30 protein-coding genes are annotated in these 23,677 nt (G+C 72.3%); 19 read left to right on the top strand and 11 right to left on the bottom strand.

Going from position 1 to position 23,677, the window contains the following annotated elements:
* Positions 1 to 11 precede the first annotated feature (11 nt).
* The 4 genes from MJ604_RS20235 to MJ604_RS20220 are packed head-to-tail and all read left to right on the top strand — an operon-like array spanning position 12 to position 2,261.
* Positions 12 to 278, top strand: a complete 267-nt coding sequence (locus tag MJ604_RS20235) for a VOC family protein (protein ID WP_243060456.1) — start codon at positions 12 to 14, stop codon at positions 276 to 278.
* Positions 279 to 288: 10 nt separating this feature from the next.
* Complete coding sequence (locus tag MJ604_RS20230; RefSeq protein WP_243060455.1) at positions 289 to 885, top strand: maleylpyruvate isomerase N-terminal domain-containing protein; 597 nt, start codon at positions 289 to 291, stop codon at positions 883 to 885.
* A 4-nt stretch (positions 886 to 889) separates the two neighbouring features.
* The gene (locus tag MJ604_RS20225) at positions 890 to 1,900 is read left to right on the top strand and encodes a glycoside hydrolase family 6 protein (protein ID WP_243060454.1); all 1,011 of its coding nucleotides are present in this window, start codon (positions 890 to 892) and stop codon (positions 1,898 to 1,900) included.
* Positions 1,901 to 1,904: 4 nt separating this feature from the next.
* A complete protein-coding gene (locus MJ604_RS20220; protein ID WP_243060453.1) occupies positions 1,905 to 2,261 on the top strand; it encodes a hypothetical protein in 357 nt (118 codons plus the stop codon).
* A 64-nt stretch (positions 2,262 to 2,325) separates the two neighbouring features.
* Here MJ604_RS20220 and MJ604_RS20215 read toward each other — a convergent pair whose 3' ends face one another.
* Positions 2,326 to 2,553, bottom strand: a complete 228-nt coding sequence (locus MJ604_RS20215; RefSeq protein ID WP_243060452.1) for a DUF4287 domain-containing protein — start codon at positions 2,551 to 2,553, stop codon at positions 2,326 to 2,328.
* Positions 2,553 to 2,828 (bottom strand): DUF1905 domain-containing protein, encoded by a 276-nt coding sequence (locus MJ604_RS20210; protein ID WP_243060451.1) that lies wholly within the window; start codon positions 2,826 to 2,828, stop codon positions 2,553 to 2,555. The genes MJ604_RS20215 and MJ604_RS20210 overlap by 1 nt, the downstream gene beginning before the upstream one ends.
* A gap of 75 nt (positions 2,829 to 2,903) precedes the next feature.
* Between MJ604_RS20210 and MJ604_RS20205 the strand changes: the two genes are divergently transcribed.
* The 3 genes from MJ604_RS20205 to MJ604_RS20195 all read left to right on the top strand — a co-directional run bounded on the left by MJ604_RS20205 (position 2,904) and on the right by MJ604_RS20195 (position 6,256).
* Positions 2,904 to 4,166 (top strand): MFS transporter, encoded by a 1,263-nt coding sequence (locus tag MJ604_RS20205; RefSeq protein WP_243060450.1) that lies wholly within the window; start codon positions 2,904 to 2,906, stop codon positions 4,164 to 4,166.
* The gene (locus MJ604_RS20200) at positions 4,163 to 5,641 is read left to right on the top strand and encodes an SDR family NAD(P)-dependent oxidoreductase (protein ID WP_243060449.1); all 1,479 of its coding nucleotides are present in this window, start codon (positions 4,163 to 4,165) and stop codon (positions 5,639 to 5,641) included. The genes MJ604_RS20205 and MJ604_RS20200 overlap by 4 nt, the downstream gene beginning before the upstream one ends.
* Before the next feature lie 147 nt (positions 5,642 to 5,788).
* On the top strand, positions 5,789 to 6,256 hold the full coding sequence (locus MJ604_RS20195) for a group II truncated hemoglobin (protein ID WP_243060448.1): 468 nt from the start codon (positions 5,789 to 5,791) through the stop codon (positions 6,254 to 6,256).
* 82 nt (positions 6,257 to 6,338) lie between these two features.
* Here the strand turns inward: MJ604_RS20195 and MJ604_RS20190 are convergent, their stop codons facing one another.
* The 7 genes from MJ604_RS20190 to MJ604_RS20165 all read right to left on the bottom strand — a co-directional run bounded on the left by MJ604_RS20190 (position 6,339) and on the right by MJ604_RS20165 (position 12,429).
* Entirely contained in the window at positions 6,339 to 6,836 is a 498-nt protein-coding gene (locus MJ604_RS20190) for a DUF664 domain-containing protein (protein ID WP_243060440.1), read from the bottom strand.
* Positions 6,837 to 6,874: 38 nt separating this feature from the next.
* The gene (locus tag MJ604_RS20185) at positions 6,875 to 8,539 is read right to left on the bottom strand and encodes a DUF429 domain-containing protein (protein ID WP_243060438.1); all 1,665 of its coding nucleotides are present in this window, start codon (positions 8,537 to 8,539) and stop codon (positions 6,875 to 6,877) included.
* A gap of 14 nt (positions 8,540 to 8,553) precedes the next feature.
* A complete protein-coding gene (locus tag MJ604_RS20180; RefSeq protein WP_243060435.1) occupies positions 8,554 to 9,006 on the bottom strand; it encodes a TetR/AcrR family transcriptional regulator in 453 nt (150 codons plus the stop codon).
* Positions 9,003 to 10,187, bottom strand: a complete 1,185-nt coding sequence (locus MJ604_RS20175; RefSeq protein ID WP_243060433.1) for a cytochrome P450 — start codon at positions 10,185 to 10,187, stop codon at positions 9,003 to 9,005. The genes MJ604_RS20180 and MJ604_RS20175 overlap by 4 nt, the downstream gene beginning before the upstream one ends.
* Positions 10,188 to 10,219: 32 nt before the next feature.
* Positions 10,220 to 10,354, bottom strand: coding sequence for a hypothetical protein (locus MJ604_RS24030; protein ID WP_279236394.1), 135 nt, complete (start codon positions 10,352 to 10,354; stop codon positions 10,220 to 10,222).
* 69 nt (positions 10,355 to 10,423) lie between these two features.
* Positions 10,424 to 11,338, bottom strand: a complete 915-nt coding sequence (locus MJ604_RS20170) for a pseudouridine-5'-phosphate glycosidase (RefSeq protein WP_243060431.1) — start codon at positions 11,336 to 11,338, stop codon at positions 10,424 to 10,426.
* Positions 11,335 to 12,429 (bottom strand): PfkB family carbohydrate kinase, encoded by a 1,095-nt coding sequence (locus tag MJ604_RS20165; protein WP_243060428.1) that lies wholly within the window; start codon positions 12,427 to 12,429, stop codon positions 11,335 to 11,337. Before MJ604_RS20165 ends, MJ604_RS20170 begins: the two co-directional genes overlap by 4 nt.
* Positions 12,430 to 12,503: 74 nt before the next feature.
* Between MJ604_RS20165 and MJ604_RS20160 the strand changes: the two genes are divergently transcribed.
* Positions 12,504 to 13,148, top strand: a complete 645-nt coding sequence (locus tag MJ604_RS20160) for a LysE family translocator (RefSeq protein WP_243060426.1) — start codon at positions 12,504 to 12,506, stop codon at positions 13,146 to 13,148.
* Positions 13,149 to 13,186: 38 nt separating this feature from the next.
* Here MJ604_RS20160 and MJ604_RS20155 read toward each other — a convergent pair whose 3' ends face one another.
* Both MJ604_RS20155 and MJ604_RS20150 read right to left on the bottom strand, forming a co-directional pair.
* Positions 13,187 to 13,534 carry an iron chaperone gene (locus MJ604_RS20155; protein WP_243060425.1) on the bottom strand — a complete coding sequence of 116 codons (348 nt, stop codon included), beginning with the start codon at positions 13,532 to 13,534 and terminating at the stop codon, positions 13,187 to 13,189.
* Between the two features lie 74 nt (positions 13,535 to 13,608).
* The gene (locus tag MJ604_RS20150; RefSeq protein WP_243060424.1) at positions 13,609 to 15,132 is read right to left on the bottom strand and encodes a PucR family transcriptional regulator; all 1,524 of its coding nucleotides are present in this window, start codon (positions 15,130 to 15,132) and stop codon (positions 13,609 to 13,611) included.
* 73 nt (positions 15,133 to 15,205) lie between these two features.
* On the opposite strand from MJ604_RS20150, the gene MJ604_RS20145 reads away from it, so the two are divergent.
* The 11 genes from MJ604_RS20145 to MJ604_RS20095 all read left to right on the top strand — a co-directional run bounded on the left by MJ604_RS20145 (position 15,206) and on the right by MJ604_RS20095 (position 23,618).
* Positions 15,206 to 16,723: a CoA-acylating methylmalonate-semialdehyde dehydrogenase gene (locus MJ604_RS20145; RefSeq protein ID WP_308194163.1), complete on the top strand. Its 1,518-nt coding sequence runs from the start codon at positions 15,206 to 15,208 to the stop codon at positions 16,721 to 16,723.
* Between the two features lie 20 nt (positions 16,724 to 16,743).
* Positions 16,744 to 18,051 (top strand): aspartate aminotransferase family protein, encoded by a 1,308-nt coding sequence (locus MJ604_RS20140; protein WP_243060421.1) that lies wholly within the window; start codon positions 16,744 to 16,746, stop codon positions 18,049 to 18,051.
* A gap of 82 nt (positions 18,052 to 18,133) precedes the next feature.
* Positions 18,134 to 19,438 (top strand): FAD-binding oxidoreductase, encoded by a 1,305-nt coding sequence (locus MJ604_RS20135; protein WP_243060419.1) that lies wholly within the window; start codon positions 18,134 to 18,136, stop codon positions 19,436 to 19,438.
* The gene (locus tag MJ604_RS20130) at positions 19,435 to 19,728 is read left to right on the top strand and encodes a cupin domain-containing protein (RefSeq protein WP_243060416.1); all 294 of its coding nucleotides are present in this window, start codon (positions 19,435 to 19,437) and stop codon (positions 19,726 to 19,728) included. Before MJ604_RS20135 ends, MJ604_RS20130 begins: the two co-directional genes overlap by 4 nt.
* 18 nt (positions 19,729 to 19,746) lie before the next feature.
* The gene (locus tag MJ604_RS20125; protein ID WP_243060414.1) at positions 19,747 to 19,968 is read left to right on the top strand and encodes a hypothetical protein; all 222 of its coding nucleotides are present in this window, start codon (positions 19,747 to 19,749) and stop codon (positions 19,966 to 19,968) included.
* A gap of 145 nt (positions 19,969 to 20,113) precedes the next feature.
* Positions 20,114 to 20,872: a hypothetical protein gene (locus MJ604_RS20120; protein WP_243060412.1), complete on the top strand. Its 759-nt coding sequence runs from the start codon at positions 20,114 to 20,116 to the stop codon at positions 20,870 to 20,872.
* Positions 20,873 to 20,995: 123 nt separating this feature from the next.
* Positions 20,996 to 21,139 (top strand): hypothetical protein, encoded by a 144-nt coding sequence (locus MJ604_RS20115; protein WP_243060410.1) that lies wholly within the window; start codon positions 20,996 to 20,998, stop codon positions 21,137 to 21,139.
* Between the two features lie 57 nt (positions 21,140 to 21,196).
* Entirely contained in the window at positions 21,197 to 21,979 is a 783-nt protein-coding gene (locus MJ604_RS20110; protein ID WP_243060409.1) for a family 16 glycosylhydrolase, read from the top strand.
* Positions 21,976 to 22,551, top strand: a complete 576-nt coding sequence (locus MJ604_RS20105; RefSeq protein ID WP_243060408.1) for a GNAT family N-acetyltransferase — start codon at positions 21,976 to 21,978, stop codon at positions 22,549 to 22,551. The genes MJ604_RS20110 and MJ604_RS20105 overlap by 4 nt, the downstream gene beginning before the upstream one ends.
* 9 nt (positions 22,552 to 22,560) lie before the next feature.
* Positions 22,561 to 22,959, top strand: coding sequence for a low affinity iron permease family protein (locus MJ604_RS20100; RefSeq protein WP_243060407.1), 399 nt, complete (start codon positions 22,561 to 22,563; stop codon positions 22,957 to 22,959).
* Between the two features lie 2 nt (positions 22,960 to 22,961).
* A complete protein-coding gene (locus tag MJ604_RS20095) occupies positions 22,962 to 23,618 on the top strand; it encodes an MBL fold metallo-hydrolase (protein ID WP_243060406.1) in 657 nt (218 codons plus the stop codon).
* Positions 23,619 to 23,677: the final 59 nt, after the last annotated feature.

The following is a 23,677-nucleotide window of genomic DNA, read 5'->3' as shown; positions in this document are numbered from 1 at the left end:
GAGAGCCCGGAGTGGGTGGTGCTCCGCTCGCCAGCGGCGCCGGCCTGTCGTTCCAGCTCGAGGGCGGGCACGTGCCGCCGACCTGGCCGCCCGGCCCGGGCGACCAGCAGATGCAGGCGCACCTCGACATCGGCGTCACCGACCTCGCCGCCGGGGTCGCCCGCGCCCAGGCGATCGGCGCCACGTTGACGGAGGAGCAGCCCCAGGACGACGTACGCGTGCTCCTCGACCCGGCCGGTCACCCCTTCTGCCTGTTCGAGTCGGCGGCCGCTGGGTGAGGATGTGCCCATGACGACCACCTGGGACGAGCTCTACCGCGCCAACGTCGCCGCGCTCACCGCGCTGGGCGGCGAGCTCACCGACGAGCAGCTCGCGACCACGGTGCCCGGCACTCCGGCCTGGACGGTCCACGACGTGTTCGCCCACCTCGCCGGCGGTCCGGCCGATGCCGTGACCGAGCGGATGGACGGAGCGCCCGGCCCGGGGTGGACCGCGCGGCACGTGTCCGAGCGGGCCAACCTCCCGGTCGCGGAGCTGACCGCGGAGATGAAGGCCAACCAGGACGCCATCGGCGCCTCGACCATCGACAACCCGCGGCCCGCGATCGTCTGGGACATCAGCGTCCACCACGCCGACCTCCACGAGGCGCTCGGCCTCGGTCGGCTCCCCGAGCCGCTGTGGCGCAAGGTGCTGGACAACGTCGCGCCGTACAAGTTCGGCGACGGCGGCGTGCCGGACGGCGTCGACGAGTACGAGGCGTTCCGTGCCCTGTTCTCCCGTCGCTCCCGCGAGCAGATGCAGGCATGGGGGCTGGACCTGTCGCCGGACGAGCTCGACGAGCTCTGCATCTTCGGCCCCCGGGAGGACGACCAGCCCGTACCCTGAGCGGGTGCCGACTCGGTCCCTGTCGCTGCGCCTCGGCGCGCTCGTCGCCGCCCTCGCGCTCAGCGTGACGGGCGCCGTCGCCGTGCAGGGCGTCCCGGCGGACGACCACGTCGCCAAGCAGGCGAAGGATCCGCGCACGTCCCGCGGGCTGTTCGTCGACTCCCTCATGCCGGCGGCCAACCAGGAGGCGGTCTACCGCGAGCGGATCGGCGGCTACGCCCAGGCGCTGTGGATCATCCCGGAGGCGTACGGCACCCCGTGGGTGCGTGACATCGTCCGCGCCTACACCGAGCGCGCGCTCGACGCGAACAAGACGCCGATGCTCGTCGTGTACGGCATCCCGGGTCGCGACTGCGGCAGCCACTCCTCGGGTGGTGCCCTGCAGACCGCCGAGCAGTACCGCGCCTGGATCAAGGAGGTCGCGGCCGGCGTCCGCAACCAGACCGCGATCGTCGTGGTCGAGCCGGACGCGCTCCCGCTGTTCAGCAGCGAGTGGAACCCGTGCCCGACCGAGGCGCAGGGCTGGCAGGCGATGCTGCGCTTCGCGAACAAGCAGCTCGGCAGGACCGACGCGTGGGTCTACCTCGACGCGGGGCACTCCAACTGGACGCCGTACGACGACCGCGCGGCGTACCTCAAGCAGGCCGGCATCCAGTACGTCCGCGGCTTCAGCACCAACGTCTCGAACTTCCGCACCTCCGGCGACGAGAAGAAGTACGCCGAGACCCTGCTCCGTGGGCTGCGCAAGCTGAACGTCAAGGGCAAGCACTACGTCATCGACACCTCGCGCAACGGCGCGAAGGGCGGCCCGCAGGACGACCAGGTCCTCAACCCGCCGTGGGCGCGCGTCGGCCAGCCGCCGCGGCTGCTCCTCCAGGGCGCGTTCGACGGTCGGCTGTGGGTCAAGCACCCGGGCGAGTCCGACGGCCAGGTCAACGGCGGCCCGCCGTCCGGCCAGTGGTGCGACATGCTCGCCGACCGCCTCCTCGGCCGCAGCGACCAGGGCGCCTGCTGAGCCGATGGCGACGTACGCGGTGAACCCCGACGCCGTCGCCCACGCGCGCTCGATGATCGACAAGCGCCAGTACGTCCTCGACAGCGACTGGGGTGAGGTGCAGCCGCGCGCCGACGCGCAGAACGCCTACCTCGAGCGGCACACCTGGGACGACTACGCCGCCTGGCACCTCGGCCTCACCGAGGACGCCAACGACGAGACCAAGGCGCGCTACGCGTTCGTGTACGGCGACCTGCGCCGCGTGCACCGCTCGGGCCTGATCGCCTGCGTCTACCGGGCCGCGGAGTGGCGGCACAAGTTGGTCGAGCTCGCCGCCCACGACCTGCTCCAGCACCTCGACCGGGTCGCCGGCATCGAGTAGCACGCCCGGTGGTTTCGAGACAGGCGCTAGCGCGCCTTCCTCAACCACCGACCAGGCCTCGCCGTCAGGCCTGGTCCTCGGCGAGCGTGTAGGCGACCACGGCGTTCGCGTGGCCGTGGCCCATGCCGTGCTGGTCCTTCAACACGGCCACGAGCTCCATGTGCTTCGCCCCCGCGCCGTACCCGGGCGCCGTACGCACCACCTGCTGCCACTCGGCGATCGGGCGGCCGTACTTCTTCTCGATCGACGGGAAGTACGACGCCGGCCCCTGCACCTTCGGCTCCACGCTCATCACTTGATCCTCTCGTCGAGGTGCACGGTCACCGTGTCACCCGCAGTCTTCCCGGACTCGACCCGCAGCGCCGTCCTCACGGGCAGCTTGTGGTTCCCGTCGCCGAGCGCCATGAACGAGCTCTCGAACGGCACACCGTCCACGGTGCCCCGCACCTTCACCAGTCCGCGGGTCCCGAAGTACGCCGCGGACTCGGGCCAGACCACGTAGGTCCAGCCACCCTTCGCGTCGCTCTGCTGGAGCACCGCCTCGAACGTCACGTCGATCTCGGTCACAGCCTTTCGACCTCCTGGCGGAACAGGATTCATCGGCGATTAGGTTGGTCCACCGTGCGCAGACTCCGGGACCTGATGGCTGACACCCGTCCGCTGCGCAACGACCACTTCCGGCGGCTGTGGATCGCCAACATCATCACGATGGTCGGTGCCCAGCTCACGGTCGTCTCGGTGCCGGCCCAGATCTACGACGTCACCGGCTCGTCGGCGTACGTCGGCCTCACGGGGCTGTTCGGCCTCGTCCCGCTGATCGTGTTCGGGCTGTGGGGCGGGGCGCTCGCCGACCACTTCGACCGGCGCACGCTGATGATGATCACCACCACGGGCCTGATCACGACGTCGGGGCTGTTCTGGCTCCAGGCGGCCCTGGGCAACACGAACGTGTGGGTGCTGCTCGGCCTGTTCTCGCTGCAGCAGGCGTTCTTCGCGGTCAACGCGCCCACCCGGCAGGCGATCATCCCGAAGCTGGTCGCGCCCGACCTGCTCCCGGCCGCCAACTCCCTCAACATGACGGTCTTCCAGGCCGGCGCGATCGGCGGCCCGCTGCTGGCGGGCGTGCTGATCCCGGTGGTGGGCTACGAGTGGCTGTACTTCCTCGACACCATCACGCTGTTCGCGACGCTCGGTGCGGTCATCCGGCTCCCCCGGCTGCCGGTCGACAACCCGATCGGCACTCCGGGCCTGCGGTCGGTGATCGAGGGCTTCCGCTACCTCGGCGGCCACCCGATCCTGCTGATGTCCTTCGTCGTCGACCTGATCGCGATGATCTTCGGCATGCCGCGGGCGCTGTTCCCGGAGATCGCGCACGTGTCCTTCGGCGGCCCCGACGAGGGCGGCCTGGTGTTCGCGCTGCTGTTCGCGGCGATCCCGTTGGGTGCCGTGATCGGCGGCGTGTTCTCCGGCTGGGTGTCGCGCGTCGAGCGGCAGGGGTACGCCGTGATCGTCTGCATCCTGATCTGGGGCGCGGCGATGGCCGGCTTCGGCATCGCGGTCGGCCTGGCCGACCACTGGCAGCAGCTGATGCTCGCGATCGCGCTGGTCATGCTGGTGATCGGCGGCGCCGCCGACATGGCCTCCGCGGCGTTCCGCACCAGCATGCTCCAGAGCGCCGCCGACGACTCGGTGCGCGGCCGCCTCCAGGGCGTGTTCATGGTCGTCGTCGCGGGCGGTCCCCGCATCGCCGACGTCGTGCACGGCGCCAGCGCCGCGATGGTGGGTACGGCGGCCGCGGCCGCAGGCGGCGGCCTCCTGGTGATCGTCGGGACGGTGATCGCCGCGATCGCGGTGCCGTCGTTCATTCGGTACCGGGTGACCCGGACACCTACCATCACCCAGTGAATCCCGATCATCCCGAGCTCCTCGAGGGCATCGATCCTGACGAGCTGGCGATCGCCGTCAAGGTCCTCAACGAGCTGCACCGCCTGCCGGTCGACCACCCGGACATCACCACGGTGAAGCGCGCGGCGTCGCACATGTACAAGGCGCTCAAGGCCGAGCGGCGCACCCGCAAGCGCCAGGCCGAGCTCGCCCACGACCGGGCGATCACCGAGAAGACCGCGACCGGGTCGCCGATGCGGATCGACGACGAGACCCTCGGCATCCCGCTCGTCTCGACCGCGCCGGGCGCCTTCGCCGGCGAGCTGCTCAACCCGCGCGGCTGCTACATCTGCAAGAACGACTACACGCTCGTCGACGCGTTCTACCACTACCTCTGCCCGAGCTGCGCCGCCATGTCGCACGCCAAGCGCGACCAGGGCACCGACCTCACCGGGCGCCGCGCGCTGCTCACCGGCGGCCGCGCGAAGATCGGCATGTACATCGCGCTGCGCCTCCTCCGCGACGGCGCGCACACCACGATCACGACCCGCTTCCCGCACGACGCCGTACGCCGGTTCTCCGCGCTCGAGGACAGCGCGGACTGGATCGATCGGCTCAAGATCGTCGGCATCGACCTGCGCGACCCCACCCAGGTCGTCGCGCTCGCCGACGAGGTCGCGGCGGCCGGCCCGCTCGACATCCTCATCAACAACGCGTGCCAGACCGTGCGCCGTACGCCCGGCGCCTACGCGCCTCTCGTCGAGGCCGAGCTGGCGCCGCTGCCGACCGGGACCACGCTGCCGGAGATCGTGTCGTTCGACCACATCAGCGACGCGCACCCGGCCGCGATCGCCGGCACGCTCCAGCAGCACGCGGTCGCCCACCACGAGACGCCCGCGCACACGCCGGCGTCGATCACCGCGCTCGCGCTGAAGGCCGGCAACGCCAGCCTCGAGGCGCACCTCGCGGGCACCGCCGTCGACGCCGGCGGGCTGCTGCCGGACCTGCAGACCACCAACTCGTGGACCCAGACGGTCGACGAGGTCGACCCGCTGGAGCTGCTCGAGGTGCAGCTCTGCAACGCGACCGCGCCGTTCCTGCTGATCTCGCGGCTGCGGGCCTCGATGCGGCAGTCGGCGGCCCGGCGTACCTACGTCGTGAACGTCTCCGCGATGGAGGGGCAGTTCTCGCGCACCTACAAGGGGCCGGGACACCCGCACACGAACATGGCGAAGGCGTCGCTGAACATGCTGACCCGCACCAGCGCGGGCGAGATGTTCGAGACCGACCGGATCCTGATGAACGCCGTCGACACCGGCTGGATCACCGACGAGCGCCCGCACCAGGAGAAGCTGCGGATCGCCGCCGAGGGCTGGCACGCCCCGCTCGACCTGGTCGACGGCGCGGCCCGCGTCTACGACCCGATCGTGCGCGGCGAGGCCGGCGAGGACCTGTACGGCCACTTCCTCAAGGACTTCGAACCGTCCCCCTGGTAGCGGAGACGCGCCAGCGGATCCGCTGATGGTGGTCGAGCGAGCCGCGCGACCCGGGGGACGAGGTCGCGACCGGCGTGTCGAGACCCAGTGGTGTCGAGGCTCGCTTCGCTCGCACCTCATCCACCGTGCGACGCGTACCCTCGGTCCGTGGCCGAGGACGTCCCCACCCTGTACGACTGGGCGGGCGGGCGCGCCGCGATCCGCCGGCTGATCGACTGCTTCTACGACCGCGTCGAGCGCGACGAGCTGCTGACGGCGTTCTTCCCGGGCGGGGTGTCCGAGGAGCACCGCGACCACGTGGCCACGTGGTGGTCGGAGGTCTTCGGCGGTCCGGACGACTACACCCGGCACCACGGCGGCTACGAGCGGATGCTCGCCCATCACGTCGGGCTGAACATCACCGCGGAGCAGCGGCACCGGTTCGCCTCGACGATGAGCCTGGCCGCCGACGACGCGGAGCTCCCCGACGACCCGGAGTTCCGGGCCGCGCTGGTCGGCTACCTCGAGTGGGGTACCCGGCTCGCGCTGCAGAACTCCCGGCCCGGCGCGGACGTCGTCGAGCACGCGCCGGTGCCGCGCTGGGGCTGGGGCGTGGCGCCGCCGTACCAGCCCTAGCGGAGACGCGGCAGCGGCTCCGCTGATGGTGATCGAGCGAGCCGCGCGACTGAGGAACGAAGTCGCGACCGGCGTGTCGAGATCAGAGCAGTCCGCGGAGGTACGCCGCCTGGCCGACGTGCTGCGCGTCGTCGTCGACGACGCTGACCAGGCGCACCCCGCGCGTGACCGGCGGGTCCCAGGCGCGGTCGACGATGTCGTCGAGGTCGGCCTCCGTGAGGCCGCGCAGGTAGGCGACCGTCGCCTCGTGGGTGGCGCGCAGGTAGCCGGCCAGCAGCTCGGCCGACGCCCGCACCTTCGCGACCTGCTCGCTGGTGTGGCCGTAGCCGTGGTCGGACGGGTCCAGGTCGAGCCCGAACCGGTCGGCCCAGCCGTCGCGCGTCCAGACCTCCTCGGTCCCGGCGAGCGGCGCGACGTGCGAGTCCTGCACCCGGGTGAGGTGCCAGACCAGCCAGGCGATCGAGTTGGCGTCCGGCGCGGGCCGGTGCGCGAGCTGCGCCTCGGTGAGCCCGTCGACGACGGCCTCGCCGTTCTCGAGGATCCGCTCGAAGGAGTCGATGTAGATCTCTGCCGGAGTCATGCCCACGACCGTACGTCGGCGCACCGACCCGGCCGACGTCAGCCGGTCATCTTCTCCAGCCGGGCGCGCAGCAACGCGACCCGGTGCTCGTTGCCCGGCAGGACGACGTACCTCTCCCCGAACGCCGCGAGCAGCGCGTCATCGAGGCGGCGTACGGCGCCCGGCGGGTAGCGGTAGTCCATCCGCGCGGCCACGGTGTCGGCGTCGACGCGGGCGAGCACCTCGCCGAGCTCGTCCAGGGTGTCGACGCCGAGGTCCGGCAGCAGGCTCGCGATCCAGGCGTAGTGGTCGGTGCGCGACCACTCGGCGTCGTCGTACTGACCGGCGAGGTACGCCGCGAGCTCGCGCGGGCTGATCCGCTCGGCGTCGCCGTCGATCTCCTCGAACGAGCCGCCGCGCAGCCGCTCGCGGATCGTGGTGAACTCCTGGTCGGCGAGCTCCAGCAATCCGGCCGCGAGCGTGAACCGCCGGTCGAAGTCGCGGGCGTGCTCGGCGGGCACCGCGCCCTTGTAGCGGATGTCGTGCTCGAACTCGGCCCACGCGTGCTGGAGCACGGTGCGCACCTGCACCTGCGCGACCGGGCCGCCCTCGCGGGAGACCTGGAGGTGCCGGCTGGCGTAGCCGAACCGCCCCTCGCTCGCGGTCTCCTGCCCGAGGTCACGGTCGTCGAGCACCCGCAGCTGGCTGCCGAGCACCTCCGCGACCGCGGCGACGTCGGCCCGCACGTAGGTGATGACGCGGACGCCGACCTGGTCGCCGATCTCGGCGAGCGGGTCGGCGTACGCCGGCAGCCCGTCGACGGTGCGCGCCGCCTTGGTCGCGAACGACTCGACGCTCTTGGCCCGCCCGGTGACGGTCAGGTAGTTGATGCCGGCCTCGTCGAGGATCGACGTCACCTGCGCGACGTACTCGGCCGCGACCGCGACCAGGCCCGGCTGGATCCGCTCGTACTCCTCGACCGCCCGCCGGATCACGCCGTGGTCGTCGCTCAGCGTCGGCGTGACGATGTAGCCGTTCTCGAACGTGCCGTACGTCGTGACCCGCGCCGGCCAGCGGTGCGCGAACAGCGCGACGTACGCACACACCACCGCGTCGACCTGGTCCTCGGCGCGGCCGAGCTCGGCCTTGGTGGTCGCGTTCTCCACCTGGCTGCGCAGCTCGCGCCAGGTCGGGTCCGGCGGCACCAGCTGCTCGACGTGCTGCATCAGCGTCACGAGCGCCGAGCGCATCGAGTCGAGGGTGCGCCCGGCCTTGGACTTGTACTTCAGCGTCTTCGACAGCCCGAACAGCACGACGGTCGCGGGGTGCGGGTAGACCTCGATCGCCCGGCGCTCCCGTCCGGAGCGCGGGTCCATGTCGAGCCGCAGCAGCCGGCAGATCGTGGCGCCGCGGGTCACCCCGCCCGCGAACTCCGGCTTGCCGGTGTTCGACGGGTGCGCGCCGGCCTGGAACCGCTGGAAGTCCTTGTTGAGCTCCTGCTCGGCGGCCCGCGACCCGGTCGCGTTCGTGACGATCAGCGGGGCGTCGATGCCGACCACGCACGGGCCGGCGACGTACGGCGCCAGCGCGTCGCGGATCTCGTCGTCGGTGTGCACGCTCGAGATGTGCACGAGGTGGCCGTCCTCGTCGAGGACCGCCAGCCCGGTGCGCTGCTTCTGTCCCCAGGCGAGGTCGACGCCCACGAAATGGGTCTGGGGGTGCATGGGAGAAGACTGCCCTACAGGCCCGGAACCACGAACCGCTCGACCATCGCGCGCTCGTCGGCCTCGTCGCGTCCCGGGACGATCAGCAGCGAGACGACCACCCGCACCAGCCAGCGCGCGGTCTCCTCGTCACCCAGCCCGCCGATGACGGCGTCGGACTGGGCGAGCTCCGCGGCCGTCCCCGCGTCGGCCGCGCCGAACCACGCGATCAGCTCGGGGCGGGCGCGGACCTCCCGCACCGCTCCGAGGATGGCCTCGACGGGCTCGTCGGTGGGCAGCAGCGCCCCGATCCGGCGCGCCTCGCGCTGCACGAAGGCGACGTGCAGCGCGTGCCGGTCGGGGAAGTAGCGGTACAACGTCGCCCGCGAGCAGCCCGCGGCCTTGGCGACCTCGCCCATGCCGACCGCGTTGACGCCGCGCTCGGCGAACAAACCGGAGGCGGCGTCCAGGATCTGCTCGGCGTTCACGGGCGGAAGGGGACCGTGGTGGGGCGCCGGACGTACGGACCGGGAGCCCACTCCACCGCGTCGAGGTCGACCGTGAACTCGGGGCATCGCGCCAGCAGCTCCTCGATCGCGACCCGCGCCTGCAGCCGCGCGGCCGCGGCGCCCAGACAGTGGTGGCTGCCCTGGCTGAACGTCAGGATCTGCGACGGCCTCCGGCGTACGTCGAGGTCGTCGGCGTCCGGCCCGTAGCGGCGCGGGTCCCGGTTCGCGGCGCCGTACAGCAGCAGGACGCGGCGCCCCGCGGGGATCGTGGTGCCGTGCAGCTCGACATCGCGGGTCACGGTCCGGGCCAGCCCCTGCACCGGGGAGGTCAGCCGCAGCAGCTCCTCGACGGCGTCACCGACGAGGGCCGGGTCGTCGAGCAGCAGCTCGCGCTGGTCTCGGTCGGTCTCGAGCAGCTGCACCGTGCCGCCGAGCATCCCGGTCGTGGTGTCGTTGCCGCCCGTCACGACCGTGAAGACGTAGGCGAGGATCGAGAGCAGCCCGCGGTCGTCGTCCCCGACGCCGGCCGCGACCAGGTGCGAGACGGTGTCGTCGCCCGGCTCGACGCGGCGGCGCTCGATCAGCTCGGTGAAGTAGCCCATCATCTCGACGATCGCGTCGGTGGCGGCCCCGATCTCCCCCGCGGAGCTGGCCGAGACGATCGCGTGGGTCCAGTCGTCGAACCGGTCCCGCTCGTGCGCGGGCACCCCGAGGTAGTGGGCGACCACCATGCTCGGCATCGGCTTGAACAGCGCCTCGACGATGTCGCCGCCGCCCGCGTCGCGCAACCGCTCGAGCCGCTCGACCACGAACGCGCGTACCTCGGGCTCGAGCGTCCGTACCTGGCGCGGCGTGAACCCGCGGGCGACCAGCTTGCGGAACGCCGTGTGGTCCGGCGGGTCGAGCATCACCAGCGGCGGGTTGTCGGCGAGCCCGATCGTCTCGAGCTCGTCGTACTCGACGGTCAGGCCGCGGGCGGAGGAGTACGTCGCGGTGTCGACCGCGGCCGCCAGCACGTCGGCGTGCCGGGAGAGCACGAAGTAGTCGGCGTCCGGACGCCCGGCGGGGACCACGTGGTGGACCGGGTCGTGGTCGCGAAGGTCGGCGTACATCGCCCAGGGCTCGGCCCAGCTGTCCGCGCTGCCGGGTCGGTAGGCCACCGACCCAGGGTGAGACAAATCAAGAGATTTGTCTAGCGGTCGCGGCGCTCCAGCGCCTGACGGGCAGTGCGGGCCGCGCGCACGGCGCGGTCGCGGCGGTCGGTGCGCGCGCGGTCCGCGCGGGCGGCCTGGAGGACGGTGACGGGGTTGGCGCTGAGCGGGTTCATGAGCTCCACATTCATTGCTGAGGTACTGCGCTGACATCGGGAGGAGTGCCGATATCGCCGTCAGATACCTCAGAGCGCTGCGAATTCCGCAGCGATGGCGGCTCCCAGCCTCGCGTTGTGCCGGACCAGGGCGATGTTCGCGGTCAGCGAGGCGCCGCCGGTGATCTCGACGATCCGGCCGAGGAGGTACGGCGTCGCGTCCTTGCCGTGGATGCCGAGCGCGTCCATGTCGCCGAGGGCCTGCTCGATGATGACGCCGATCTCGTCGGCGGGGATCTCGTCCTCCACGGGGATCGGGTTCGCGACGACGATGCCGCCGGCGATGCCGAGCGCCCACTTCGAGGACATCACCGCGGCCACCTCGGCGGCGGAGTCGACCCGCATCGGCGCCGCGTGCCCGCTGGAGCGGGAGTAGAACGACGGGAACTCGTCGCTGCCGAACGCCAGCACCGGGACGCCGAGCGTCTCCAGGGTCTCGAGCGTGAGCCCGATGTCGAGGATCGACTTCACGCCCGCCGACACGACCGCGACGTCCGTCGTACCGAGCTCGGTGAGGTCGGCCGAGATGTCGAACGTCTGCTGCGCGCCGCGGTGCACGCCGCCGAGCCCGCCGGTGACGAAGGTGCGGATGCCGGCCAGCGCCGCGAGCCGCATGGTCGCGGCGACCGTGGTCGCGCCGTGGCTGCCGCGCGCGACGACGAACGGGAGGTCGCGGACGCTCACCTTCGTCACGTCGCCGTGGCTGGCGAGCAGCTCGAGGTCGTCGGGCGACAACCCGATCCTCGGCCGGCCGTCGAGCACCGCGATCGTGGCCGGGACGGCGCCGTGCTCGCGGATGATGCCCTCGACCTCGACCGCCATCGCGACGTTCTGCGGGTACGGCATGCCGTGGCTGATGATCGTGCTCTCGAGCGCCACGACCGGCCTGCCCTCCGCGAGCGCGGTGGCGACCTCGTCGGTCACGGTGAGTAGCGGGTGCGTCACAAGAGGCTCCTGACGAGTCGGTCGGTGAGGTCCGGTCGGACCGTGTGGGGGCTGGCGACGGTCAGGGCCGCCGCCGCGTGGCCGTACGCCGCGGCGTCGACCGGGTCCGCCCCGGTCAGCAGCGCGTGGCAGAACGCCGCGAGCATCGCGTCGCCCGCACCGGTCACGTCCGCGACGTCGGCGGGCACGACGGACAGCGCGGTCGCGCCGGACGCCGTACTCAAGAGCGAGCCGTCGCGCCCCAGCCGCACCCACACCAGCTCGACGCCGCGGTCGTGCAGCGCCCGGGTGGCGGTGGCCACCTGGCGGTCGGTGCGGGTGGGCAGGTCGGTGAGCGCGGCGAGCTCGTCGCGGTTGGGCGTGATCGCGTGGAGCGGCCGGTCCGCCTCGACGAGGTGCGCGAGCGCCGCGGCCTTCGGGACGCTGACCGGCTCGAGCAGCACCCGGACGCCCGCCTGGGTGGCGAGGTCCAGCGCGAACGCGAGGGTCTCGGGCGACAGGTTGCCGTCCAGCACGACCAGCGACGCGGCGGCCACCAGGTCGCGTGCGGCGTTGACCTGCTCGGGGGCCAGCTCGTCGGTGGCGGCCATGTCCGCGACCGCGACAACCAGCTCGCCGTCGGCGTCGAGCACCGCGGTGTAGGTGCCGGTCGCGCGCGCGGAACGCCGTACGTGCTCGACGTGGACGCCGGCGCCCGTCGTCGCGGCGAGGACCTGGTCGCCCAGGCCGTCGCTGCCGATCGCGGCGACCAGGTGGGTGCGGGTGCCGAGCCGGGCGAGGTTCTCGGCGATGTTGCGGCCGACCCCGCCGGCGGCCATCGAGCCGGTGCCCGGGTTGCTGGTGGCCGGTACGGCGGCGCGGGCACTGCGCGCCTTCACGTCCATGTTGGCGCCGCCGATCACGACGACAGCGGGCTCCTCGCTCAGCACGTAGCCGCGGCCGAGGATCACGCCCTTCTTGCCGAGGTTCGACAGGTGCACGTTGACCGCGGTGCGGGTGGTGCCGAGGGTGGCCGCGATCGCCTCGGACCCGAGCAGCGGGTCGCGCCGCAGCAGCGCGACGATCTCGCGCTCCCGGTCCGTCAGGCTCATGCTTGTCAGCATAAAGCATGCTTACTCAAGCAAATCCTTCGCGCGGCCCGTCGCCGTCCTGAGACACTGGCGCGGTGCCGACCACCAGCCAGTGGCTCGCCTTCGTCATCGCGAGCGCCCTCTTCATCCAGGTCCCCGGACCGAGCCTGCTGTTCACGATCGGTCGCGCGCTCACGGTCGGCCGTCGCGACGCGCTCCTCTCGGTGGTCGGCAACGCGATCGGCGTGACCACCCAGGTGCTGCTCGTGGCCGTCGGCCTCGGCGCCGTGGTGGCCGCCAGCACCCACGCCTACCTCGCGCTGAAGATCGTCGGCGCGGTGTACGTCGTCTACCTCGGCGTCCAGGCGATCCGGCACCGCGCGGACGCCCGCGCCGCCCTCGACGCCGTCGAGACCTCGGCGGTCGTGCTCCGCGCCTCGGCGCGGCGCTCGCTGCGCGTCGGGTTCACCGTCGGGGTGACCAACCCGAAGACCATCGTGTTCTTCGTGGCGTTCCTGCCACAGTTCGTGAACGAGCCGGCCGGGCACACCGGGCTGCAGCTCGCGCTGCTCGGCCTCATCTTCGGCGTGATGGCCGCCTGCTCCGACTCCGTCTGGGCGCTCGCGGCGGGCAAGGCGCGCGACTGGTTCGCCCGCAAGCCCACCCGGCTCGACAAGCTCGGCGTCGCCGGTGGCGTGATGATGATCGGCCTCGGTACCGCGATGGCGGCGAGCGAGTAGCCGCTGCTGGTGTCGGCTGCCAGGTCGACCGCCCCGGTTCAGGAGCCGCCCGCCGCGAGCCGGCGTACCGCCCGCTCGATCAGGTCGTAGTCGACCTCGCCGTACGGGATCTTCAGGGTGCCCTTCGCGCCGGCGTACGGCGCGAGGTCGCGGTCCAGCTCGGCGTCGCCCGCGGGTGGGACGGGGTAGAGCGACACGTGCTGCTTCCAGGCCGCCGCGTGGACGAGCGACGCCCCGTCGACCTGCCAGGTCGGCATGTCGTAGCGGATCACCTCGGTCGCGGCCGGCGCCACCGCGAGCACGCGGCGCCGGATCTCCTCGACCACCGCGCGCTGGTCGTCGGGCAGCGTCGCCAGGTAGTCGTCGACGGTCTCGAACTTCGCCATGGCTCAGTATCGCGGCATCTCTCAGGCAGTCCCGGCACCTCCAGGCGGTGCACGGCCGGGAAGGGACGCGACAGCTACAGCTCGCGCCCCTGGTCGTAGGCCAGCAGCGCCACGCCGAGCGACAGGCGCGAGGCCGCGTCGTCGAGGGGGTGGCCGACCAGCTCCTCGAGCCGCCGGAGCGCCGGGTAGAGCGAGGTGCGGTTGCGGTGCGCGACGCGGGCGAGCTCGGTCTTGTTGCCGCCGACCGCGAGGAACTGCCGGAGCAGCTCGACCAGGCCGCCACCGTGGCGGGCCTCGTGCTCGAGCAGGGCGCCGAGCTCGGCCTCGGCGAACTCCTGGAGCCGCGGGTCCTCGCGCAGCGACATCAGCAGCCCGGGGAGCCGGATGTCGGCCTGGCGCACGCAGCCGTCGAGCGGGGGCAGCGTGACCGCCACGTCGGCGACGGCTCGCGCCGAGCGCAGCGACGTCGCGGCAGGCAGCACGCCGGTGACCGGATGACCCGCGGCCACGATGGCCTCGCCCGACACCGACCGCGCGATCGCGTCGAGGTCGACGTCCACGGGGACCAGCAGGCCGACGTGGACGGCGTCGAGCACGCCGACCAGACCAGGTACGTCGCCGAGGACGGCCACCAGCCGCTCGACGGGTTCGTCGGACCGGAGCCGCGCGACGGCGCCGACGTACGACGTGGACTCGGGCACCCCGAGCGCGTGCAGCCGGGCCGCGGCGACCGGCTCGCTGCCGACCCGCCCGTCGAGCAGGTCCAGCAGGAAGCCGCCGTGCACCCGCAGCTGGATCGAGGTCTCGTCGCGCTCGATCATCCGGCCCAGCTCGAGCGCCTGCGCCGCACGCTCGGCGACCAGCCGCGCGCGGGCCTGGTCACGCGGGCCGGTCACGACCAGCCGCGCCCACGCCCCGCCCTGGATGCCGACGGGCGTGGTCAGCCAGCTCTCCGGGCCGCCGATCTCGGTGCCGCGCGGGAACGGCGTCAGCCGGGACCGCCGCTCCCAGTCGGTCAGCAGCCGGTCGACCGGTTCGCCGCGCGCCGCCGCGACCAGCACCCGGCGCGACAGGTCCTCGAGCACCACCGACCCGTCGGCCAGGTCCGCGGCCGCCTCGACCAGCCGGTGCATCGGCGCCCGCTCCAGCCCGAGCTCGGTGAAGGTCCGGTGCAGGTCCCCGGCGAACCGGACCTCCTCGAACTGCTCGGCCACGATCGCGCGGTGGACGCTCTCGGTGATCTCGACGAACCGCACCGGCCGGTTCAGCGCGACCAGCGGGAACCCCGCCGCCCGGGCCCGGCGCAGCGCCGGCTCCGGGACCGAGGTGTACGACGCGCCGAGCTCGATGACCAGCCCGGCGGCGCCGACCTCGACCAGCTGCCGCACGAAGTCGTCGGCCGCGTCCGGGGATGCGGCCATCCCGAGGCCGGTGGTCAGCACCAGCTCGGCGCCGGACAGCATCCGGCCCACGTCGCGCAGCTCGGAGACGTGCACCCACCGCAGCACCGCGTCCAGGCCCGACTCGCCGCTCAGCACCACCGGGTCACCGGCAGCCAGCTCGGGGAGGGCGAGCGCCTCGCGGACGGTGACCGGCATGCGACACAGTGTCGCACTGGTCGCGACGCACGGGACAGACCGTCCCTGGCGTCAGCCGCGGAGCGGCGGAACGATGACACCCATGAAGACCATCTCGCACTGGATCGACGGCAAGGCCCACCCCGGAGACAGCGCCCGCGTCGGCGACGTCACCAACCCCGCGACCGGCCTGGTCACCGGTCAGGTCGCGTTCGCCGGTCCGGCGGAGATCGAGGCGGCGGTCGCCTCGGCGAAGAAGGCCGGCCTCGACTGGGCCGCCGCCTCGGTGAGCGCGCGGACCCAGGTGGTCTTCCGCTTCCGCGAGCTCCTCAACGAGCGCAAGGAGGAGCTCGCCGAGCTCATCACCGCCGAGCACGGCAAGGTCCGCTCCGACGCCCTGGGCGAGGTCTCCCGCGGCCAGGAGGTCGTGGAGTTCGCGTGCGGCATCCCGCACCTGCTCAAGGGCGGCAACTCCCCGCAGGTCTCGACCGGCGTCGACGTGAAGAGCATCCGCCAGCCGCTCGGCGTGGTCGGCATCATCAGTCCGTTCAACTTCCCCGCGATGGTCCCGATGTGGTTCTTCCCCATCGCGATCGCCGCCGGGAACGCCGTCGTGCTGAAGCCCAGCGAGAAGGACCCGTCCGCCGCCAACTGGATGGCCGAGCTCTGGAAGGAGGCCGGTCTCCCCGACGGCGTCTTCACCGTGCTGCACGGCGACAAGGTCGCCGTCGACGGGCTGCTCGACCACCCGGACGTCGCTGCGATCAGCTTCGTGGGCTCCACCCCGATCGCGGAGTACGTCTACGAGCGCGCCAGCCAGCACGGCAAGCGGGTCCAGGCCCTCGGCGGGGCCAAGAACCACATGCTCGTCCTCCCCGACGCCGACCTCGACCTGGCCGCGGACGCCGCGGTCAGCGCCGGCTACGGCTCGGCCGGCGAGCGCTGCATGGCGATCAGCGTGGTCGTCGCGGTCGGCGACACCGGCGACACCCTCGTGCAGAAGATCGCCGAGCGCACCGCCACCCTCAACATCGGCGACGGCGCGAAGACCGGCACCGGATCTGAGGCGGACATGGGTCCGCTCGTCACCCAGGTCCACCGCGACAAGGTGGCGTCGTACGTCGAGGCCGGCGCGGCCGAGGGCGCGACGCTGGTCATCGACGGCCGCGACGTCGCCGCCGACGGTGCGGCCGACGGCTTCTGGCTCGGCCCGACGCTGTTCGACCACGTGACCCCCGAGATGAGCGTCTACACCGACGAGATCTTCGGCCCCGTGCTCTCCGTCGTGCGCGCGGACACCTACCAGGAGGCGCTGGACCTGGTGAACGCCAACAAGTACGGCAACGGCACCGCGATCTTCACCAGCAACGGCGGCGCGGCGCGCGCGTTCGAGCAGGACGTGCAGGTCGGCATGATCGGCGTGAACGTCCCGATCCCGGTGCCGATGGCGTACTACTCGTTCGGTGGCTGGAAGGCCTCGCTGTTCGGCGACACCCACGCCCACGGCACCGAGGGCGTGCACTTCTTCACCCGTGGCAAGGTCGTCACCACGCGCTGGCCCGACCCGGCCACCGCCGGCGGCCTCGAGCTCGCCTTCCCGAAGAACCACTGAGAGCCCAGGAGAGCGCCGACATGAGCACCGCGTACGAGCTGGACCGCAAGCACGTCTTCCACTCCTGGTCCGCCCAGGCCGAGATCAGCCCGATGGTGATCACCGCTGCTCGCGGGTCGTACGTCTGGGACGACGAGGACCGCCGCTACCTCGACTTCTCCAGCCAGCTGGTCTTCACCAACATCGGCCACCAGCACCCACGGGTGGTCGCGGCGATCAAGGAGCAGGCCGACCGGCTGTGCACGGTCGCCCCGCAGTTCGCCAACGACCAGCGCTCCGAGGCCGCGCGGCTGATCAGCGAGATCGCGCCGGACGGCTTCGAGAAGGTCTTCTTCACCAACGGCGGCGCGGACGCCAACGAGCACGCCGTACGCATGGCGCGCCTGCACACCGGCCGCCACAAGGTGCTCTCGACGTACCGCAGCTACCACGGCGGCACCCAGACCGCGATCAACATGACCGGTGACCCGCGGCGCTGGCCGAACGACACCGCCACCGCCGGGACCGTGCACTTCTTCGGGCCGTTCCTGTACCGCTCGGAGTTCCACGCGAGCACCGAGGCCGAGGAGAGCGAGCGCGCGCTGGCGCACCTGTCGCGCACGATCGAGGCCGAGGGACCGGACACGATCGCCGCGATCATCCTCGAGACGATCCCCGGCACCGCGGGCATCTTCGCGCCCCCGCCGGGCTACCTGGCAGGCGTCCGGGCGCTGTGCGACCAGCACGGGATCATGATGATCCTGGACGAGGTGATGGCCGGCTTCGGCCGCGCCGGGTCGTGGCTCGCGCTCGACCTGTACGACGTCGTCCCGGACCTCATCACGTTCGCGAAGGGCGTGAACTCCGGCTACGTCCCGCTCGGCGGCGTGATCATCAGCGAGCCGATCGTGGAGACGTTCAACCACCGGGTCTACCCGGGCGGGCTGACCTACTCCGGCCACCCGCTCGCGACCGCGGCCGCCGTCGCGACCATCACCACGATGCGCGACGAGGGCATCGTCGAGAACGCCGAGCGGCTCGGCCGCGAGGTCTTCGGGCCGGGCCTGGCCGAGATCGCCTCCCGGCACGCGTGCGTCGGCGAGGTCCGCGGCGTCGGGGCGTTCTGGGCGATCGACCTGGTGACCTCGCAGGAGACCAAGGCGCTGCTGCCGCCGGCCGCGCTCAACGAGGTGGTGGGCGCCTGCAAGTCCGCCGGGCTGCTGCCGTTCGCGAACACCAACCGCATCCACGTGGTCCCGCCGTGCACGATGAGCGACGAGGAGGCCCGCGAGGGCCTGGCGATCCTCGACGACGCGCTCAAGGCCGGCGACGCGCATGCCCAGGGATAGGCGGAGCCATAGCACTGTCTATGAGCGTCTAGCGCCAGCCGTAGACCTCGTCGACGCGGCCCTGGCGCCGAGCCGGCACGCGGTGTTCTGGCTCGAGGACGCACCCGGGACGTCGTACCCACCGCTGACCCAGGACACCGCCGCCGACCTCACCGTGGTCGGCGGCGGCTACTGCGGACTGTGGACCGCGGTGCTCGCGAAGCGGCGCAACCCCGCCGCCCGGGTGGTGCTGCTCGAGGCGCAGACGATCGGGTGGGCGGCATCCGGGCGCAACGGCGGGTTCTGCGAGGCCAGCATCACCCACGGCGAGGAGAACGGGCGCACCCGCTGGCCCGACGAGTACGACGCCCTCGAGCGCCTCGGCCTGGAGAACCTCGACGCGCTCGAGGCCGACGTCCGCGAGCTCGGGATCGAGTGCGAGTTCGAGCGCACCGGCATGCTCGCGGTCGCGGTCGAGGAGCACCAGGTCGACTGGATCCGGGACTCGCACGGCTTCCTGGACGCCGCGGCCGTCCGCGCGGAGATCGACAGCCCGGTGTTCCTGGCCGGCGACTGGGAGCGCGAGAGCTGCGCGCTCGTGCACCCGGCACGGCTGGCGCGCGAGCTCGCGCGCGTGGCCGCCGACCTCGGCGTCGAGATCCACGAGCAGACGACCGCGACCGGGCTGGACGGCACGACCGTGCGGACCCCGCGCGGCACCGTCACCAGCGAGCGGGTCGCGCTCGCCACCAACGTGTTCCCGTCGCTGCTGCGGCGTACCCGCCTGCTGACGGTGCCCGTCTACGACTACGTGCTGATGACCGAGCCGCTGACGTCCGCGCAGCTGGGCTCCATCGGGTGGGCGAACCGGCAGGGGCTCGGCGACATGGCGAACCAGTTCCACTACGCGCGGCTGACCGCCGACGACCGGATCCTGTGGGGCGGGTACGACGCGATCCACAAGCGGACGGTGCGAGGGGAGCACGAGGAGCGGCCGGAGACGTTCCGCAAGCTCGCCTCGCACTTCCTCACGGTGTTCCCGCAGCTCGAGGACGTGCGGTTCAGCCACCGCTGGGCCGGCGCGATCGACACGTCGACGCGGTTCGCGGCGTTCCACGGACTCGCGTCGGGTGGCCGGGTGGCGTACGCCGCCGGCTTCACCGGGCTCGGCGTGGGGGCGACCCGCTTCGCCGCCGAGGTGATGCTGGACCGGCTGTCCGGGCTGTCGACCGAGCGCACGCGGCTGGAGATGGTGCAGAGGAAGCCGCTGCCGTTCCCGCCGTCGCCGGTCGCGGACCTCGGCATCGAGCTGACCCGGCGCTCGCTGGACCGGGCCGACCACCGGCGGGGGCGGCGCAACCTGTTCCTCAAGACCCTCGACGCTCTAGGACTGGGATTCGACTCATGACAGCCCGCGGATCCAGCAGGGTGCTCTCGACCGACGTGCTGGCCGGCGAGGCCGCGCCGCTGACGGAGCTCGGCGCGGCCGAGGTCGGCACCTGGGAGATGGCCCCCGGCACCGACCACGACACCGAGGTCGACGAGGTGTTCGTGGTCCTCACCGGGCGCGGGACGGTGACGTTCGAGGACGGCGACGTGGTCGATCTCGCACCCGGCGTCGCCGTACGCCTGACCGCCGGCGAGCGCACCACGTGGGTCGTCACCGAGACGCTGCGGAAGGTGTACGTCGCGGTCTGACCGGGGACAGAGGTGCACATGGCACGCCACAACTCCGACCTGCAAGCCGCTGTCGACGCCACCTCGGTGGCCAAGGACGCCAAGGAGACCGACGACCTGGCCGGCTACCTGCGCGAGCAGCTGTCCGAGCGGGACATCGAGACCACGGACGACGCATGGATCCAGCGCACCGTCGAGCGGATCGAAGCCGACCCCAACTACCTGATCGAGGACGAGCCCCACGACTTCGACGGCTCCTGAGGGCGTTCCTGCACCGGCGGTGGTCCGACGGGTACCGGTGCTGCGGAGGGTGGACGCCGCGGTTTGAAAGAGCCCGGGGTCTCTGGCACGGTCGGGACCCGTACGAAGCACGAACCACACACCGCCTCATGGAGGTGCATGATTCATGCGGAAGCACGCAACCACCCTGATCGCTCCCCTGGCCGCGCTCGCGGTCGTCGGCACCGTCGGCGCCGGCGCGGCCCACGCCACCGGTGACGGGTACGGCGACCACCACAGCGACCACCACAGCGACCACCACAGCGACCACCACAGCGACCACGGGGCCGTCGCGGTCCAGGTCGAGACCAGTGACGAGGCCGAGGCCGCGTTCACCGAGGTCGGCGCGACCCTCGCGGCGATCGAGCCCGCGACGGCCGAGGAGGCCGAGGACGGGACCGTCGAGTTCACGTTCCCGACCAGCGAGGACCAGGACTTCAGCTCCGGCCAGGCGGCCTTCGACGGCGGCATCGCGGTCTCCGGCGCGTCCGGCGACACCGCGTGGCTCGACCCGGCGCTCGACACCACCGACTGGCAGGTGAGCTTCGACGTGGACGGCCAGCGCGTCGACCTGCTCGAGGTCGTGCCCGAGGAGGGCGACAGCCACGAGGCCGACCTCGCGCTCACGGCCGAGGGCGCCGAGACGCTCAACGCGGCCGTCGGTGACGGCACGTTCGCCGAGGGCGACGTGTTCGGCGACGCCGGCCCGGGCGAGGACTCCGAGTCCGAGTCCGAGTCCGGCGAGGACCACGGCTGGGGCGAGGAGTCCGGCCAGGATTCCGGCCAGGACTCCGATCGGGAGTCCGGCCAGGACTCCGGCCACGCCTGGGACGACTCGGATCACCAGTGGGGCGAGGGCTACCAGAGCCACGACTGGGGCCGCTGAGCCACCGTCGTACGCCGTCGAGCCCGCCCGATCCCGCACCTGGGGTCGGGCGGGCTCGCTGATCTTCCGTCGAGACACCCGGCCCGGGTGTCTCGACGGGAGATCAGCGGGTACGGGAGTCGCATGACCACCACACCCCAAGAGCCCCTGCCCGAGCCCGAGGTCGTGCCCAGCGGCGACCCGAGCATCAACGACCCGGACATCGACCCCGGCCAGGACCCCAACCTCGACCCGCAGACCAAGCCCGCGCCGGACATCCGCCCCTGAGGCCCGCCGTTTGAGCCCCGCCCCTCGCGGCCCGTACGTTGGGCGACCATGAGCACGATGAAGCGTGTCCTGGCGCTGCTCGGCGCCGCTGCCCTCACCGCGACCCTCGGTGCGGTCCCGGCCGACGCCGACCACGCGCACCCGCCGGGCCCCGTCCACGCCGGCAGCGAGTACGGCTGGGGCCGCGCCCCGGTCAACTACACGTTCGTCGGACCGCTGGACCGCTCGCACTGGAAGGTCCGCGGGAACGTCGGCAACCAGCACGGCATGCTCACCCTCCTCGCCGGGCGCCACGGGACGGTCGTCGCCACGGAACAGACCAAGGGCCGCGCGGTCGGCCGCTGGGAGACCCGGATCCGGCACCGCCAGTACGTGCACCGCAACACGCCGTACCGGGTGCTGATCGAGCTGGTCCCGGCCGGCGACCGCAAGGGGTACTGCGGCGCGCGCAACATCGCGCTGACGTCGTACACGCCCGGCGTCAACAAGGCCGCCCACTACATCAACACGCGGCCGGACAACCGGTTCGTCGCGCGCAAGGGGCTCAACCTGAGCGACAACCAATGGCACACGTTCGCGGTCGAGGTGACCCGCAAGCGGATCTCGTGGTTCGTCGACTCCCACGTGGTCAGCACCGAGAAGCGCAAGGACGCGCTGAGCGGCGTGCCGTTCGCGGTGCGCTACACGATGGAGGCGAAGCCCGGGAAGCGGATGAACGAGTCCCGCATCCAGATGGACTGGCTGCGCTACTGGACGCTGAAGAACGCGAACAAGAAGTCCACCGCGGCGCCGCGACCGGAGCGGAAGACCTACCGCGACGCCTGCACCGGCCAGAGATGATCCAGGACCTCAGCGCGGTCGCCTGGCCGGTCCGGACCGCGCGGCTCTCGATCCGCCCGGCCACGGCCGACGACGCCGACGCGACCTGGGCGTTCCGCCGGCTGCCCGAGGTGTGCGAGTGGGTCACGCACTTCCCGACGGACCGAGACGCGTACGCCGCACTGTTCCTGGACCCGGGCCGGCTGTCGAAGACGCTGATCATCGAGCGCGACGGCGCGGTGGTCGGCGACCTGATGCTCGCGATCGGCGATGCCTGGGCGCAGGCCGAGGTCGTCGAGCGGGCCGCGAACGTGCAGGCCGAGCTCGGCTGGACCGTCGACCCGGCCCACGCCGGCCAGGGCTACGGGGCCGAGGCGGTCGGCGAGCTGCTGCGGATCTGCTTCGAGGACCTCGGGCTGCGCCGCGTGATCGCGCTGTGCTTCGCCGACAACGAGGCGTCGTGGCGGCTCATGGAGCGCGTCGGGATGCGCCGTGAGGAACACACGGTGCGCGACTCGCTGCACCGCTCGCGCGGATGGCTCGACGGGTACGGCTACGCGCTGCTCGCCGAGGAGTGGCGCAACCGCGCCTAGGGTGCGGACATGGAGAACAGAAGCAACGCCGCCGAGGACCGCGCCAAGCAGGACGGGCGCACGCCGTTCGAGAAGTTCGTCGAGGCGGCGTACGAGCAGGTCAGCCGGGCGCCGTTCTTCGTGGTGTGCCTGGGCATCGTCGTCGTCTGGGCGGTCAGCGTCCCGTTCTGGTCGAGCCTGAAGTCCTGGCAGGTGGCCATCCACACGGTCGCCAGCGTGCTCTCCCTGCTGCTGCTCGCCCTGCTCGAGAACGCCGGCCGCCGCAGCGAGGAGGCCGCGCAGGAGAAGCTCAACGTCCTCGCCGAGGGCCTGGCGGCGCTGATGGAGTCGCGCGCCCAGGAGGACCCGCGACTCGACGAGGCGGTGTCCAAGCTCCGCGACGCCGTCGGGCTCGAGGCTCGGCACTGACCATGCAGATCGACGACGTACGCCGGATCCTGCTCGGCACGTTCACCCGCCCTCCCGAGGAGACCGGCACCGGCCGGCCGCGCGTGGAGGGCGTGTACGGCTACCTGGTCCGCCACGAGGCGGGGCTGGTCCTGCTCGACACCGGGATGGGGCGCGGCGACGAGGGGACCGAGTCCTGGTACCAGCCGCGCCGGGTCGCGCTGCCCGACGCCCTCGCCACCGCCGGCGTCTCCCTCGACGATCTCGACCTGGTCGCGAACTGCCACCTGCACTTCGACCACTGCGGCGGCAACCCGCTGCTCGGGGCGACGCCCGTGCTGTGCCAGCGCGACGAGCTCGCCACCGCCCGGGCCGGGAGCTACACGTTCGAGCACCTCCTCGACGGGGTGACCTACGAGCTGCTCGACGGCGAGGCCGAGCCGCTGCCGGGGCTGCACGTGATCCCGACGCCCGGTCACGTCGACGGGCACCAGTCGCTGGTGGTCGAGTGCGCGGACGGCAGCGTCGTGCTCGCCGGTCAGTCCCACGACAACGCCTCGGCCTGGAGCGCCGACGCGCTCGACCTGCCGCTGGCGCCGCCGTGGATGGAGCGGCTGCTGGCGTTCGACCCGCGGCGCGTGGTGTTCGCCCACGACGCGGCGGTGTGGGAGCCGCGCTAGTTGTACCCGGCCAGGACGTTGGTAGCGGTTCTGGCCGTTGACGTGAAGAGAACCTCCGG

It is taken from the genome of Nocardioides sp. SR21 (assembly GCF_022761125.1).
Classification (GTDB): Bacteria; Actinomycetota; Actinomycetes; order Propionibacteriales; family Nocardioidaceae; genus Nocardioides.
The sequence above is the reverse complement of the archived record's forward strand: the minus strand, read 5'-3'. Positions and strand labels throughout refer to the sequence as shown.

Bases quoted from the DNA above. Each gene is read 5' to 3' on its own strand.
- MJ604_RS20230 (WP_243060455.1), top strand. From the start codon at position 289: ATGACGACCACCTGGGACGAGCTCTACCGCGCCAACGTCGCCGCGCTC.
- MJ604_RS20220 (WP_243060453.1), top strand. From the start codon at position 1,905: ATGGCGACGTACGCGGTGAACCCCGACGCCGTCGCCCACGCGCGCTCG.
- MJ604_RS20215 (WP_243060452.1), bottom strand. From the start codon at position 2,553: ATGAGCGTGGAGCCGAAGGTGCAGGGGCCGGCGTCGTACTTCCCGTCG.
- MJ604_RS20205 (WP_243060450.1), top strand. From the start codon at position 2,904: ATGGCTGACACCCGTCCGCTGCGCAACGACCACTTCCGGCGGCTGTGG.
- MJ604_RS20190 (WP_243060440.1), bottom strand. From the start codon at position 6,836: ATGACTCCGGCAGAGATCTACATCGACTCCTTCGAGCGGATCCTCGAG.
- MJ604_RS20185 (WP_243060438.1), bottom strand. From the start codon at position 8,539: ATGCACCCCCAGACCCATTTCGTGGGCGTCGACCTCGCCTGGGGACAG.
- MJ604_RS24030 (WP_279236394.1), bottom strand. From the start codon at position 10,354: ATGAACCCGCTCAGCGCCAACCCCGTCACCGTCCTCCAGGCCGCCCGC.
- MJ604_RS20165 (WP_243060428.1), bottom strand. From the start codon at position 12,429: ATGAGCCTGACGGACCGGGAGCGCGAGATCGTCGCGCTGCTGCGGCGC.
- MJ604_RS20155 (WP_243060425.1), bottom strand. From the start codon at position 13,534: ATGGCGAAGTTCGAGACCGTCGACGACTACCTGGCGACGCTGCCCGAC.
- MJ604_RS20150 (WP_243060424.1), bottom strand. From the start codon at position 15,132: ATGCCGGTCACCGTCCGCGAGGCGCTCGCCCTCCCCGAGCTGGCTGCC.
- MJ604_RS20145 (WP_308194163.1), top strand. From the start codon at position 15,206: ATGACACCCATGAAGACCATCTCGCACTGGATCGACGGCAAGGCCCAC.
- MJ604_RS20140 (WP_243060421.1), top strand. From the start codon at position 16,744: ATGAGCACCGCGTACGAGCTGGACCGCAAGCACGTCTTCCACTCCTGG.
- MJ604_RS20130 (WP_243060416.1), top strand. From the start codon at position 19,435: ATGACAGCCCGCGGATCCAGCAGGGTGCTCTCGACCGACGTGCTGGCC.
- MJ604_RS20125 (WP_243060414.1), top strand. From the start codon at position 19,747: ATGGCACGCCACAACTCCGACCTGCAAGCCGCTGTCGACGCCACCTCG.
- MJ604_RS20120 (WP_243060412.1), top strand. From the start codon at position 20,114: ATGCGGAAGCACGCAACCACCCTGATCGCTCCCCTGGCCGCGCTCGCG.
- MJ604_RS20115 (WP_243060410.1), top strand. From the start codon at position 20,996: ATGACCACCACACCCCAAGAGCCCCTGCCCGAGCCCGAGGTCGTGCCC.
- MJ604_RS20110 (WP_243060409.1), top strand. From the start codon at position 21,197: ATGAAGCGTGTCCTGGCGCTGCTCGGCGCCGCTGCCCTCACCGCGACC.
- MJ604_RS20105 (WP_243060408.1), top strand. From the start codon at position 21,976: ATGATCCAGGACCTCAGCGCGGTCGCCTGGCCGGTCCGGACCGCGCGG.
- MJ604_RS20100 (WP_243060407.1), top strand. From the start codon at position 22,561: ATGGAGAACAGAAGCAACGCCGCCGAGGACCGCGCCAAGCAGGACGGG.
- MJ604_RS20095 (WP_243060406.1), top strand. From the start codon at position 22,962: ATGCAGATCGACGACGTACGCCGGATCCTGCTCGGCACGTTCACCCGC.